At 43.9% G+C, this 14,035-nt stretch carries 15 protein-coding genes; 3 read left to right on the plus strand and 12 right to left on the minus strand.

Going from position 1 to position 14,035, the window contains the following annotated elements:
* Positions 1-61: 61 nt before the first annotated feature.
* From H2O73_RS05680 to cydH, 4 genes are all read right to left on the minus strand, one after another.
* Positions 62-1,009: a chemotaxis protein CheV gene (locus H2O73_RS05680; RefSeq protein ID WP_182107494.1), complete on the minus strand. Its 948-nt coding sequence runs from the start codon at positions 1,007-1,009 to the stop codon at positions 62-64.
* A gap of 101 nt (positions 1,010-1,110) precedes the next feature.
* Positions 1,111-2,328, minus strand: a complete 1,218-nt coding sequence (mlc, locus tag H2O73_RS05685) for a sugar metabolism global transcriptional regulator Mlc (RefSeq protein ID WP_182107496.1) — start codon at positions 2,326-2,328, stop codon at positions 1,111-1,113.
* Between the two features lie 256 nt (positions 2,329-2,584).
* Positions 2,585-3,733 carry a patatin-like phospholipase family protein gene (locus H2O73_RS05690; RefSeq protein WP_182107498.1) on the minus strand — a complete coding sequence of 383 codons (1,149 nt, stop codon included), beginning with the start codon at positions 3,731-3,733 and terminating at the stop codon, positions 2,585-2,587.
* Between the two features lie 11 nt (positions 3,734-3,744).
* A complete protein-coding gene (gene cydH, locus H2O73_RS05695; protein ID WP_182107500.1) occupies positions 3,745-3,837 on the minus strand; it encodes a cytochrome bd-I oxidase subunit CydH in 93 nt (30 codons plus the stop codon).
* A 129-nt stretch (positions 3,838-3,966) separates the two neighbouring features.
* Between cydH and H2O73_RS05700 the strand changes: the two genes are divergently transcribed.
* On the plus strand, positions 3,967-4,563 hold the full coding sequence (locus tag H2O73_RS05700; protein WP_182107502.1) for an outer membrane protein: 597 nt from the start codon (positions 3,967-3,969) through the stop codon (positions 4,561-4,563).
* Here the strand turns inward: H2O73_RS05700 and H2O73_RS22195 are convergent.
* Positions 4,560-5,072 (minus strand): type II secretion system protein, encoded by a 513-nt coding sequence (locus tag H2O73_RS22195; protein WP_182107504.1) that lies wholly within the window; start codon positions 5,070-5,072, stop codon positions 4,560-4,562. The two genes, H2O73_RS05700 and H2O73_RS22195, sit on opposite strands and share 4 nt — an antisense overlap.
* 606 nt (positions 5,073-5,678) lie before the next feature.
* Here H2O73_RS22195 and H2O73_RS05710 point away from each other — a divergent pair.
* Together H2O73_RS05710 and H2O73_RS05715 are read left to right on the plus strand one after the other, a co-directional pair.
* Positions 5,679-7,151, plus strand: coding sequence for a sodium-dependent transporter (locus tag H2O73_RS05710; RefSeq protein ID WP_182107506.1), 1,473 nt, complete (start codon positions 5,679-5,681; stop codon positions 7,149-7,151).
* 2 nt (positions 7,152-7,153) lie between these two features.
* Complete coding sequence (locus H2O73_RS05715; protein WP_182107508.1) at positions 7,154-7,249, plus strand: MetS family NSS transporter small subunit; 96 nt, start codon at positions 7,154-7,156, stop codon at positions 7,247-7,249.
* A gap of 85 nt (positions 7,250-7,334) precedes the next feature.
* Here the strand turns inward: H2O73_RS05715 and H2O73_RS05720 are convergent, their stop codons facing one another.
* The 7 genes from H2O73_RS05720 to pabC all read right to left on the minus strand — a co-directional run bounded on the left by H2O73_RS05720 (position 7,335) and on the right by pabC (position 14,004).
* Complete coding sequence (locus H2O73_RS05720; protein ID WP_182107510.1) at positions 7,335-7,754, minus strand: hypothetical protein; 420 nt, start codon at positions 7,752-7,754, stop codon at positions 7,335-7,337.
* 205 nt (positions 7,755-7,959) lie between these two features.
* Positions 7,960-9,387 carry a PTS glucose transporter subunit IIBC gene (ptsG, locus tag H2O73_RS05725; protein WP_182107512.1) on the minus strand — a complete coding sequence of 476 codons (1,428 nt, stop codon included), beginning with the start codon at positions 9,385-9,387 and terminating at the stop codon, positions 7,960-7,962.
* Positions 9,388-9,829: 442 nt separating this feature from the next.
* On the minus strand, positions 9,830-10,600 hold the full coding sequence (locus H2O73_RS05730; RefSeq protein WP_182107514.1) for a TatD family hydrolase: 771 nt from the start codon (positions 10,598-10,600) through the stop codon (positions 9,830-9,832).
* Positions 10,591-11,553 (minus strand): DNA polymerase III subunit delta', encoded by a 963-nt coding sequence (locus H2O73_RS05735; RefSeq protein WP_182107516.1) that lies wholly within the window; start codon positions 11,551-11,553, stop codon positions 10,591-10,593. The genes H2O73_RS05730 and H2O73_RS05735 overlap by 10 nt, the downstream gene beginning before the upstream one ends.
* Positions 11,553-12,185 carry a dTMP kinase gene (gene tmk, locus H2O73_RS05740; protein ID WP_182107517.1) on the minus strand — a complete coding sequence of 211 codons (633 nt, stop codon included), beginning with the start codon at positions 12,183-12,185 and terminating at the stop codon, positions 11,553-11,555. The genes H2O73_RS05735 and tmk overlap by 1 nt, the downstream gene beginning before the upstream one ends.
* A gap of 2 nt (positions 12,186-12,187) precedes the next feature.
* Complete coding sequence (gene mltG, locus H2O73_RS05745) at positions 12,188-13,204, minus strand: endolytic transglycosylase MltG (RefSeq protein WP_182107519.1); 1,017 nt, start codon at positions 13,202-13,204, stop codon at positions 12,188-12,190.
* On the minus strand, positions 13,201-14,004 hold the full coding sequence (pabC, locus tag H2O73_RS05750) for an aminodeoxychorismate lyase (protein ID WP_182107520.1): 804 nt from the start codon (positions 14,002-14,004) through the stop codon (positions 13,201-13,203). Before pabC ends, mltG begins: the two co-directional genes overlap by 4 nt.
* Between the last annotated feature and the right edge of the window lie 31 nt (positions 14,005-14,035).

Below are 14,035 nucleotides of genomic sequence, written 5' to 3' on the forward strand. Positions count from 1 at the left end.
AAGTAAGACCACCTAAACCAACCGAATTAAAAAAGGGAGCGATTCGCTCCCTTCTTTCAAATCATAGACCGAGAACCGTTCTCAAACGATTTTGCGTCACTTCAACCAGTAGATCGGGTTGGAACTTAGAGATAAAGCGATCACAGCCGACCTTCTTAACCATAGCGTCATTAAAGCTACCACTTAATGAAGTATTCAACACCACGTGTAGGTCTTTCATTCTTGGGTCACTACGCACTTCATGAGTGAGTTTATAACCATCCATTTCTGGCATTTCAGCATCAGTGATCATCAGCAGCAATTCGTTAGCAACGTCTTTGCCTTCATCACACCAAGATTGCAGCAACCTCAATGCTTGTAAACCATCACAACATTCGAGAATGTTAAGTCCAAGCTGAGAAAGTGTTCCTTTGACCTGTGCGCGTGCGGTTGATGAGTCATCAACAATCAAGACATTACGACCAATCATCTGCGCTGCAAGTTGCTCGTCCAATACGCCTTCGGAGATAGACACATCGTAGTCGATAATTTCAGCCAGTACTTTTTCAACATCAATAATCTCGATAATCTTTTCGCTTTCTGCGTCTTTGATTCGAGTAATCGCGGTTAAATAGTTTGAACGACCAGCCGTTTTCGGCGGTGGCTGAATCTCACTCCAGGTGGTATTCACAATATTGCGAACTTGCCCAACCAAAAAGCCCTGCACCGTGCGGTTATACTCAGTGATGATCAGGTTTTCTTCTTGGTTTTCAAGACGAGATGGCGGAAATCCAATCGCAGCGCGTAAATCAATAATCGGCACCGAGACACCACGCAAAGAAGCGACACCCGTGATGTTGTAGTGTGCTCCCGGCATTTTAGTCAATGGCGGTACTTTAATTACTTCACGCACTTTAAACACATTAATAGCGAACATTTGGCTGCTATTTAGACTAAACAGCAACAACTCCAAACGGTTTTCACCCACCAACTTTGTTCGTTGGTCTACAGTGTTTAATACTCCGGTCATATCGATTCTCTACAGCAGTTATCTGGATCACACGATGCGTAATATCTCGCTGTCAGCAAATGGCTATAGATCTAGCTAAATCACGCAACGAGATGAATTCATTACCCTTCTATCACTTTCATAAGCAATAAACCATCATATAGTGCCTGTTTTACGAGAGCAGCACCAGTCATAGTTGCTTGTTTATAGAAGCGTGACTCAACTAACTCAAGATCTTGATGATAAACGGGTAAACTTTGCTCTTTGATACACTTTTGAATCGCCGGATACAACACTTCTTTCGCTTGGTTTATCACCCCACCAATCAGGATTTTCTCAGGGTTGAATAAATTAATAACTAACGCGGTAGCGGCACCTAAATATCGACCTAACTTTTCAATTACGTCAATCGCTAGCGCATCACCATTTACCGCGGCTTCGCAGATGTCTTCAACAGACACATCTTCGATATCAGCAAGCACTGACTCTTCACCGTTAGCAATACGTTCTGTCACTTCAGTCCGAATCGCTTGCGAGCTCGCCACTGTTTCTAAACAACCACGATTACCGCAATGGCACAACTTGCCATTCGGATCAATTTGAATGTGACCTAGTTCGCCAATGTTACCGTGACGCCCTTGTAAAACGCGCCCATCAAGAATAATACCCGCGCCTAAACCATGGTGAATGGAAATGAGCACAGAGTTTTCATTCTCTTGTGAGTGACCAAATAGCTTCTCAGCCAATGCCCAGGCTCGGGTATCGTTAGCCACAAAAACAGGCAAACCCGTCGCTTTATAGATCTCTGGACCAAGCGCGAGGTTTTCAACATTGTAGTGAGGCATTTGCAATACAATGCCTTGCTCAGAATTCACTAAGCCCGGTAAGGTAATGGCAATACTGGTCACACGATCTAGCTGATCGGAATAGGTTTGAAAGAACTCTTCGATCTCGTGCAGAAGTCGTGCTAACACATCTTCCTGATCGATTTCGTGAATATCGATTTTGGTATCAATAAGAACATCACCGCCTAGCTCATGCAGTGCGATGGTAAGATATCCACGACCAAGACGCATTGATAAAAACTGCCAGCCCTCGTTATTCACTTGTAGCCCTACAGCAGGGCGACCACGACTAATTGACTCTTGCACTGTCGTTTCGTGAATAAGGTGAGCCTCGATCAACTCGCGAGTAATTTTAGTAATACTTGCGGGCGCAAGCTCACTCTGCTTCGATAAGTCGATTCGAGAAATAGGGCCTTTTTGATCAATGAGTTTATATACACGGCCAGCATTGACCTGCTTGATGTGATCAATATGGCCAGGTTGAGCCATGTACATGAAAGAAACTCCGAGAATCAACAACTAATTAATTTTTTTACTTTGCGAAGTAATTGTGAAGCGCCTTGGTAGATTGCCGTGACCGGCATCACGCATAATACTAATTGTTTGTGTTCCCTGTCATATAGCGCAGTAATAATTTGTCTTGTAACCCAGTTATTTTGCGGTGTGAAAAAATACAACTTTTAGATGCTCCGCACGTTTTTGAGTCAATATTAGCCATGGATTCATCAAGAAGCTTGTTGTCGATCGGATGCTATTTTAAGTTGAAATACCCCTCTAGTTGCGTAATGCCGCACTGATCAAAAGTTTCCACACAACGAAATCCCGCATCTAAGCCTAGTTGGTAGTCATGCAAGAGCTCTTCTCGGCTACTCATTAGTGAGCTTGATAGTAGTGGTTGAGACGGTTTGATTTGAACAATAAAGCAATCATCCGGAGGCGTATGCAAGAAGTCACGGGTTAGCGAATACGTTTGATAATGCACCATTAACATGTCCATGAGACTAGAATCAAAACCATCACCTAACAGGTGACTCAGTCGATAAATATCATCGGCACCAAATAACCAGCGCCCACCATTAAGCGATGCCAATATTTGCTTTTGCTGCTTCGAACGTTGAATTCGATCATTAAAAAAGTCATTCCATTCGCCTTTCCACTGAGTCAACTTTTGCTGCCAATGGTCTTGAACAAGATTCAGTGGATCTCGGTACCATTCGGCATCCGATGGCTTACTCACTAACGGTTCTGGAATAGGGACTTCATCACCTTCGGTTCGAATCACAACAATACAGCGAGCACCTTGTCGCCATGCTTCTTGCACCGGAATAGACGCTGATACACCGCCGTCAATATAACTCCCATGAGGAAAGTTAACTTCATGCTCATACAAACGAGGAATAGCACAAGTGGCCGTTAAAACTTGTTTCCAATCCTCGGCAAGCATAGGTAAATAACAATCAATTAAACGCGAAGCATCAGTAACCGCCGCATACGCTTGCCGCGACCCCAGCACCCGTCTGCCCATGTCGATATCTAAGCGATATGGATAATCACAAATCTTTTCCAATGCCCAATCTAACCCAAGGTATTGCTTGCGGCGAATGTAGCTAAATAGGTGGAAAAACTCTGCTGATGTGGTGAGGTCAAGAATAAATGAGCGCCCTATCCCCTTCTGCCTGCACAAATAGGCTGATAAATTGAGAGCCCCAGCCGAAGTACCATAAAAACGGTGGAAAGGGTCAAAATCTGAGAGAAGAAAGGCATCCAATACACCAGCGGTAAAAATACCTCTTTGCCCGCCGCCTTGCGCGACTAAAGCGTTCAGTCCACCGGTGTATTTGGAGAGTCGATCGATGTCGACCATATTAGCAGTGTTGGTAATGACACCGCTGTTATTCATGGCTAAAGCCTTTACGCCGTCGCAATCGCGACAACACCAAAGCTAATTAAAATAGCAAAAATTGTCGCGGTAATAATCAAAGCATATTTTAGATCTGATTCCATAAGCACCTCCGTCATCGCTTAACAAAAAAATAACACTCGATCGGAAACCATTCAATTTATGCGTTTTTTTCGTGCACAAATATGACGTTAGTATCACAATTAGATTAGCTCAAATGAAAGGATGTGCGTATGAAAGCGTTGAAAAAATGGCTACTGGTTGCCTTAGTATTAAGTGGAACAGTAACGCAGTCTCATGCTGAGGTTTATTTAACGCCTTGGTTAAACTTCACCGGAGGTGGAGAGCTAGAAAGCAGCGATGGAAGCAATTTTGACATCGAACCAAGTGCCAGTTATTCCCTCTCCGCTGAAACAGATTTCCAAACTGGTCGCATTGGGATGTTTTACGCCCATCAGTCCAGCGATGTCAGTGAAGTACAGTTAAAATCATCGATTCAATACCTAATGTTCCAAAGCAGTATTTACTACGCACTGCCCAATGATGCCTATTCCTATATAGGGGTAGGCGTTGGGGGGTCATATATAGATGCAAATTGGGTAGACAACAGCACAGGTTTTGCTGCCAGTATCTTTGGTGGTTTTGAATACCCAATAACCAACAGTATTCGTTTGACGACTCAAGCCCGCTGGCTGGGCACTGTGGTCGACAACGATACCGCAGCGGCTTGTAACTTACCGTCAAGTTCAACGAACGGTTGCATCGTTCAGTTCAAAACCGATTGGATGAACCAATTTACAGTGGGTATCGGAGTGGTGATGAGATATTAGCAACCGGAACTTTCAAGTTTATAATCCGGCGTATCACCAGCAGAATCAGGTTGGCGATACATAACCCAGCACTGACCCGGTGCTGGATCACCAGAGCCATCACGGTCAAAGCCTAAATAATAGTCAGCCCTACCGTCCAACAGATCTACAAGATCCCCTTGCACAGAGATCGCTTGTGACATGTGGGTATTATCAAGGTAACCCCAAATAAGGCTCCACTCCCCCTGCTCTTCCTGCTGTATTCCGTCACGATTAAGATCGATAAATTGTAAGCGGCTATCTGGACTGTGCCCTTGCCTTGCTTTGACGTAATCAAGGTTCGACATCACATTAACCTGGTCGTTGATTGCTTTAATACTACCCAACGCACTTTCCAACACGGCAATACGCGCATCTGTCTGAAAATTTAATATTCGAGGAATTGTAGTAACCGCCAGTATTGCAATCACCACCATCACGACAACCAATTCAATTAAACTAAAGCCCATTTGTTTTTTATTATTTTCCATTACTCGGACAAATTCCCATCATAGTTCTAACGTTTATTACCAGCTACGTAACACAGCACTAAAGTCAACTAAGCGCATATTCTCTCAGAGAAACGCATAATCAAGTATGCTTTTTTGATTGTTTTTCCATTCTGCGACTTACTAGTAAATAAAAGAGCTCATTGGTTATATTTCAGTCAGACACCCTGCCTGAAAAAATAGTTTTTTATATCGCCATAGCCCAATTCAATAGATTATTAACCAAGACTAAGCGCACAAAAACATCAGCTATTAACTACACAGAAATCAAAAGTACAATTTATATACCATACGGAAACCAAAAATTAACAGTTACAATCTATTGCGTTAACGGAGTTTTATCGTTAGTCTTTACCTCACGCGTAGTTGAAAATTTCACTTTACGCAAACACACATCGCATTTTTAAGAACAATATTCTGAGTCTTCTTCAGGCTAACAAAATTTAAATTCAAACTTTTGCCGATTCATGGATGATTAAGCAAAACAAGACGCGTTACCTCTAGCTATTGTTTCCTCACATCCAATTTTCAGGCGATATAGTCTAAGAAGAGCTTCATATCTCAGGGAGTTGTATACAGGAGTTAATTATGAAGCGAGAACAATGGGGGTCCCGTGCTGGATTTATTCTAGCCGCAGTAGGATCAGCTATCGGTTTGGGTAACATTTGGCGTTTTCCATATATGGCCTACGAAAATGGTGGTGGCGCCTTTTTCATTCCTTACCTATTTGCCATGATCACCGCTGGTATTCCATTTATGATTTTGGAATTCAGCATGGGTCAAAAATACCGTGGCAGTGCACCGAAAACACTATCAAAAATCCACTCAAAATTTGAATGGCTAGGCTGGTTCCAAGTTGGAGTCGCGGCTGTCATTGCCGTTTACTATGTTGCGGTTATCGGTTGGGCTATTTCATACTTTGGCATGTCGTTTACCCAAAGTTGGGGAACCGATACCAATGCCTTCTTCTTTGGAGAGTACTTAAAGCTGGGCGGAGATAACTCACCAACAGCACTAGGTAGCATCCAATGGAAAATCGCTGGTGCAATGTTACTAGCTTGGGCGATTACTTATGCAGCCATCGTGAGTGGGGTAAAATCTGGGATTGAGCGCGCATCCAAGGTGATGATGCCAATACTATTTATTATGGTTGTACTGCTGATCGGTCGTATGATTTTCTTGCCGGGCGCTTTAGATGGTGTGAACTATATGTTCGAGCCCGATTTCAACAAAATCTGGGACGTGAAAGTTTGGGCTGCGGCATATGGTCAAATCTTCTTCACTCTGAGTATCGGTTTTGCCATCATGCTGGCTTACTCAAGCTACCTTCCTGAGAAATCGGACATCACAAACAATGCCTTCATGACAGTATTGATCAACTGTGGCTTCTCTATTCTTGCCGGTATCATGATTTTCTCAGTACTTGGCTACATGGCTCAAGAACAAGGCAAACCACTAACAGAAGTCGTCTCAGCTGGTGTAGGCCTTGCATTTGTTACGTTACCAGCAGCCATTAACTTGCTGCCAGCACCTTACATTCTAGGTCCACTATTCTTCTTTGCTCTAGTGGTCGCGGGTTTGAGTTCACACATTTCAATTATGGAAGCGGTAACCTCTGCCATCATCGACAAACTCAACTGGAGCCGCAAGAAAGCCGCAAATGTAGTAATCGGTGTAGGTGTAGTGGTTTCAATGGCCTTTGCAACTAACGGTGGTCTACTACTTCTTGATTTGATTGACCACTTTGCCAATAACGTCGGTATTATGCTGGGCGCTCTGGTTGAAGTTATTTTGATGGCGTGGATGCTGAACAAAGTACCAAGTGTACGTGAGTACGTTAACTCTACGTCTGACTTCACCATTGGTCAGTGGTTTGATGTCTGCATGCGCTTTATCACACCGGTGATGCTGGCGATTATTCTAGCGACAAAATTGCAAACACTATTCACTGAAGGCTATGGCGGCTACGACCTAACGATGGGATGGGCTGTGATTGCCGCGCTGTTTGTATTTGGTCTTCTAATCAACACCACCAGCCGTAATAAACCACAGGAGGTATAATCATGACTACAAGTGCAATTATCATGATGGTCATTGGTCTTTCTATTACTTGGGGTGGTGCAGCAATATGCATCAGACGAGCAATGAAAAAGCAGTAATTCAAAGTAAATAGATCATAAAAATGCCGGCTTAACAGCCGGCATTTTTGTTGGGCAAATTGTCGTTATCCTAAAACTAGGATAATTAGAAATGATAGGTTGCGCCCATAGCGGCTCCAACGCCTAACTCCCAGCCTTTATGCATATCAAGCTCAGGTTGAACTTGACCATACAGTTGCCAACCGTCGCTAACTTGGTAGCTAACACCAAGTGGGACTCGAACCCCAAAGCCGTCATCCCATTCTCCCCATCCACCGAGACCCACATACCAATTCACAGGCTCCTCAGTATTGAATTGACCGCGTTTAGCAATATAGTCAAACGCCGCACCTTGATTTCCAATAATGAAACGGTATTGGTTGTCTAGCTCAACCACAACACTTAGCTGTTGATCCACCGCAAGACCGATTGCTAGATCTGCTGGCTTATCGTTATTTGCATATGCGCTTAAGCTAGTGACGACCACGACACTACCCAACACAAACTTGCCTACCACTGCTTTCATAACCTCTCCAGCCATTAAGAATTAAACCAGTAATATTTTCATCGTTTAACAAACTAATGGGTCAGAGCCACGTTAACGGCGTGCCAAAATAGAGAAAAAGGCAGGGAAACTTTGAAGATAAGAACCTTCGATCGGGTTCCGTAGATATGAAAAAAGGAGGCCGAAGCCTCCTTTGAATACCTATAGGGGAAGGTATATTCTGTGATTAGTGGTTACGAATCCACTCATCCATGTCAGTTTTTAGGTTATCTGATTTAGTACCAAAGATAGCCTGTACACCGCCAGCTACAACTACAACACCCGCTGCGCCTAGCTGTTTAAGTTTGTCTTGGTCAACGGCTGCTGTATCAGCAACGGCAACACGTAGACGAGTGATACATGCATCAAGACCAGTGATGTTTTCTTTACCACCAAATGCTGCTACTAGTTCACCAGCCATTTCTGAACCAGTTACTGCTACTGCATCGTCAGATTCATCTTCACGACCAGGAGTCTTAAGATCTAGCGTAGTGATTACTGCACGGAACACAATGTAGTAAATCGCTGCGTAAGCTAGACCACAAGCTACCATTAGACCCATCTTTTGAGCGTTACCAGATAGAACTAGGAAGTCGATCAAGCCGTGTGAGAATGAAGTACCGTGTACGAAACCTAGCGTGTTAGCCAATACGTATGCAGAACCAGCTAGTAGAGCGTGGATTGCGTATAGGATTGGTGCTACGAATAGGAACGAGAATTCGATTGGTTCAGTGATACCCGTTAGGAATGAAGTCAAAGCAGCAGATGCCATGATACCCATTACTTTCGCGCGGTTTTCTGGTTTAGCACAGTGAGCAATAGCGATTGCTGCAGCTGGTAGACCAAACATCTTGAACATGTAACCACCAGCTAGCTGACCGAAGCCATTGCCTGCTGCACGAGATGCTTCATCAGCAACTAGGTAACATGTAAGAACACCGTTTTGTGTTTCGCCAGCAGCGTTTACACAAGTACCAGCTTCGAAGAAGAATGGAACGTTCCATACGTGGTGTAGACCGAATGGGATAAGCGTACGCTCAACAACACCGTAGATACCGAATGCTAGTTGTGGGTTCTGGTGCGCTGCCCAATCAGAGAATGCAGAGATAGCGCCGCCAACTGGTGGCCATACTACAGATAGTACAACAGCTAGACCGATAGCAGTGAAACCAGTGATAATTGGCACTGCGCGCTTACCAGCGAAGAAGCCTAGGTATTCAGGAAGCTGAATCTTGAAGAAGCGGTTAAATGCCCAAGCAGCAACACCACCCACAAGAATACCACCTAGTACACCTGTATCGATTTTTTCAACGCCCATTACGCCAGCCATCACACCAAGTGTTGCTGTCATAATGCCGTAACCAACGATTGCAGCTAGACCTGCAACGCCGTCGTTATTTGTAAAGCCAAGTGCTACACCTACAGCAAATAGCAATGCCATTTGACCGAAGACTGAACCACCAGCTTGTTCCATTAGGTTAGAAACGATATCTGGGATAAAACTAAGATCGGCCGCGCCTACACCAAGTAGGATACCTGCAACCGGTAATACTGATACTGGTAGCATCAGAGATTTACCGACTTTCTGCAGGTTAGCAAAAAGGTTCTTAAACATGTTCATGCTCCTGAAAGAATTATTAGAGTTATCTGGGCTCTAACGGCACACCCCCGTAGCCTAAATGTTAGCACCCATTGAAAATGTAACCAGTTGTTGCGTTATATTTTCCGCCTCTAAATATATATTGAGGCTCGCCGCATTTGCTAGTGCGTATATAGTTTTTATTGCAAACTAATAGATAGATCACACGCAAAAAAGAGAATTAACAAAGCAAAACCGCACCTATCAGGTTGAAAAAAAAGAAAAAATTTCCAAAAAGCATTAATTTTAGCCATCGAATAAAATAAAGCTCAATGTTATTTTTTATAACAAATTTACATATAGCAACTTAACAGGCAAATAAAGCAACATTTGCGCAAATCAACCAACAATAAATCGATTACATCAAAAACAGGCATAAAAAAAAGGAGCTTTCGCTCCTTTTTTCACCAAGTTACTTTTATTGTCTCAAAAAAAGTTTTCGGAAGTTTTTGCTGGTTTTTTCCCCAACTTGAGAAAGAGCAACTTGCTTAAGTTGAGCAATATAAGCTGCGACCTCAACAACGTAAGCTGGCTGATTCTGTTTTCCACGATGAGGAATTGGAGCTAGGTATGGCGAATCCGTTTCGATCAACAAACGTTCAAGAGGAATCGCTTTCACAACTTCTTTTAACTCTGTCGCTTGTCTAAAAGTCACAATACCCGAAATAGAGATATAGAAGCCAAGCTCCATTGCCGCCTCAGCAAAAGCGAGATCCTCAGTAAAACAGTGGATCACACCACCGCACTTGTCCGCTCCGCCATTTCTAAGAATATCTAATGTATCTTGGCGTGCATTACGAGTGTGAATGATTAAAGGCTTGTCCAATTCAACCGCTAGTGATACTTGTTGCTCAAACCGCTGTTGCTGCAAGGCTTTGGTTTCAGGCTGATAATGATAATCTAACCCCGTTTCACCAATAGCAACGACCTTAGGGTGTTGAGCATACTCGCGCATCAACTCAAAAGAAAAATCACTTTCAACATCCAATGGGTGTACCCCACATGATGCATATACATTGTCAAATGGCGTGATCATTTCAATCATATTTGGAAAAGCATCCAACGTGACACCAACCGACAGTAATTCGTTTACGTTTGCCGCTTTTGCTTTCGCGACGACATCTGCAATCCCTTGGTGTAAGTCTTTATAATCCAGTTTATCGAGATGGCAGTGAGAGTCTACAAACATGTTTCCCCGTTAAATTTAAATAACCAATCTAATATCAATAGCTCACGATTGAGCCCTGTATGTTGAACTAACTGTTCAATTAACTTTTGCAACGCATCCGTTTGACGATAGAGCAGATCGTAATCAATATGCTCAACCAGTCCCCAAGCACCTGGGACAGCGGAAGGAAGCTGTAACCCAAAATGTGCTTTTTGTGTATCAGTCAGTAGGTACCACACCCAAAGTAACGATTTTTCAATATCAGTACTCAGTTCTTTGGCTAGTTTGACCGCATCACCACGCTGACAAATCACGTCGATCACTTGTCGTTCTATCGACTCGTAACGTTTTTGTTCACCACCTTCAACAAACTTTAGCGTATTGAGCGGCGAATTTCCGTTGATATGCGCAGCGTAATTTGGCACTTGCTGTTGTGTTTGGCTAGTCAGCCATTGAACCAGTTCTTCCGCCTCTGGTGGCGTCACATGCCATTGCTGGCAACGGCTAGTAATGGTTGGTAGCAGTTGACTTGTAGAACGACTAACCAACAAGAATAAACAGCTTGTCGAAGGCGTTTCTAGCGTTTTCAATAGTGCATTAGCCGCAGATTCATTCATCGAGTCAGCAGGCTCAATCACAATAAGGCGATAACCTGATAACTGTGACGACTCTTGCGCCAAACGATTACAATGGCGAATTTGATCGACTGTAATTGCCTTGCCTTCTTTCTCTGGTTTAATCCAATGAAAATCCGGATGATTCTGAGATTCCATAAGCTGGCAACTGTGACAAAAACCACAAGGTTCTGCAGCAAAGTTACTGCACATCACAGCACGGCTAAATTGGCTAACAAGCTGTTCTTCGCCAAAACCCGGCTTAGCAATCAGCAGTGCCGCATTTGGGAAGCGGTCGGCTTCAAGATGCGTTTGCCATTGTTGCCAAAGAGGCGTTAGCCAAGGATAGAGCGATGCCATTACTGTGTTTCCAGCCATTGTTGAAGAGCCGCTGCAATATCAGCAGCGACTTTATCCATATCTTGCTCTGCATTGATCACCACAATACTACTATCCGCAGCGGCTATCTCTAGATAGCGCTCACGTGTGCGGTCGAAAAAGCCCATATCCATCTTTTCGATACGGTCCAATTCACCACGACCACGAGCTCGTTCAAGACCGATGCGAGGGTCTAGATCTAGATACAGAGTAAAATCAGGTTTAAACTCACCAAGCGTGGTGCCGCGTAATGCTTTCATCGTCGCTTTTGGAATTTGTCGACCACCGCCTTGGTATGCTTGAGAAGACATGTCATGGCGATCACCCACCACCCATGTACCACTTTCTAAAGCCGGCTTAATGACATTCTCAACTAACTGAACTCGAGACGCGTACATCATTAGAAGTTCGGTCATATCTTGTAGAACTTCGCCTTCATGCTCTTGTTTGACAAGCTCACGAAGTTTTTCCGCTAGAACCGTACCGCCAGGCTCACGTGTATGCTTAATCGAGTCCACGCCCGCTTGCTGAAGTACATTCAGTACGGCATTAATAGCCGTACTTTTGCCCGCACCCTCTAAACCTTCTACAACAATAAATTTCGCTGGTTTCATAGTTATTTGTTACTTCTTAATTGTCTTAAGTATGCGCGAACCGCTCGGTTATGTTCAGCCAGTGATTTTGAGAACACATGCCCTCCTTTACCACTCGCCACAAAGTAATAGTAATTGCTATCTTCTGGGTTTAAAGCCGCTTGAATAGATGCTTCACCCGCCATGGCAATTGGTGTTGGTGGCAGACCGAAAATGACATAAGTGTTGTACGGGGTCGCTGTGCGTAAATCTTTCTTACGGATATTACCCTTGTACTTATCACCCATACCATAGATCACCGTAGGATCGGTTTGTAAACGCATACGTTTATTTAAACGATTGACAAAAACCGACGCCACTCGCTCGCGTTCAGATTCCACCGCGGTTTCTTTTTCAATAATGGATGCAAGAATTAGCGCTTCATACGGAGTTTTTAATGGCAGGTTCTTCTGTCGGCTTTGCCACGCAGAATCAAGCACCGATTTGAGCTTATCTGCAGAGCGTTTCAAGATGTCTAAGTCAGACGTACCAAATGTGTAATGGAAGGTTTCCGCTAAGAATAAGCCTTCAAGTTTTTCGTGGGTTAGCCCAAGCTCTTCGGCTATATCCGCCTCGCTCATATCCTTGATTTTATGTTCAAGATAAGGGGCAGATTGCAAAATGGTGCGCCACTCACTAAAGCGAGAGCCTTCAACAAAAGTCAAAGAGAACTGGTGTTCTTTACCAGTTTTAAACAGCTCTAACGCTTGAGTTAAGTTCATCTGCGGGGTAATTAAATAGGTACCCGCTTTTAATTGTGTCAACTCTGGATGAAAATGGCGGACAACACGTGCAACGTCATTAGACACAATAAGCTTTTCTTCGGTCAACTGTGCCAGTACTCGTTGAAAACTGGTTCCCGCTTTTACGGTAAAAATTTGTTGCTCAGAAAGCTGCAACGGTTGTTGTACAAAAAGTTCAACTTGTTTCGTTACATAGAAAAACGCGCCCGCAGCAACGGCTGCTGCCAGGACAAATAGAAAGGTGATTTTCTTAATCACGGGGATAACATCTCCTGAATACTTCTCGTCATCGCACCAATAGGAAAGCGGTGACCTTCAATTGCCTTAATAGGGGCAACACCTAACAAAGAGTTAGTGATAAACACTTCATCGGCATTGAGTAAACTAACCAGCTCAAACGAGCCAATCTGAACATCGATCGCTTGTTGTTCCGCGAATTCCAACACTCTTCGCCTTGCGACACCAGCCACACCGGAAGCCTCAAGATTTGGCGTACAAAGCTGCTCTCCCTGCCACCAGAACAGATTTGCCATGCTGGTTTCAATCACATCACCGGCAAAATTCAGCACTATCCCGTCAACAAGCTTGCGCTGATCTAACTCAGCCTTTACCAGTATTTGTTCTAAGCGGTTGTTGTGTTTGTGCCCGGCGAGCAACGGATTAATACCTAATCGCGTCGTGCAAACTCCAAGCTCAATACCCTGCTCTTGCCATTGTCGGTAATGCGCAGGATAAGCAAAGTTGCTAATAGTAACATTAGGAGTACTGACTTGAGTAGCGCTATAGCCTCTGCCGCCCTCTCCTCGGCTAATATGAAGTTTCAACCCTGCGAGTGAGTCGCCAGTCGCCGCGAGGTCTAACCAATTTTTTACTTGAGCCCAATCAGGATGAGGTATTGCGAGTGCATCTAAACAAGCTTGCATGCGCTGCAGATGATAAGACCAATATACGAGCTTGCCTTGTTTGGTCAGCATAGTCGTAAAGCAGCCATCACCATATTGAAAAGAGCGATCCAGTAGTGAAATTGAATCGGCTGGGTGTCCGTTAAGCCAATACACAATATATCCCTAAAATAAAAACGGCCTAATG

This window comes from Vibrio marinisediminis (assembly GCF_014050145.1).
Taxonomy (GTDB): Bacteria; Pseudomonadota; Gammaproteobacteria; order Enterobacterales; family Vibrionaceae; genus Vibrio; species Vibrio marinisediminis.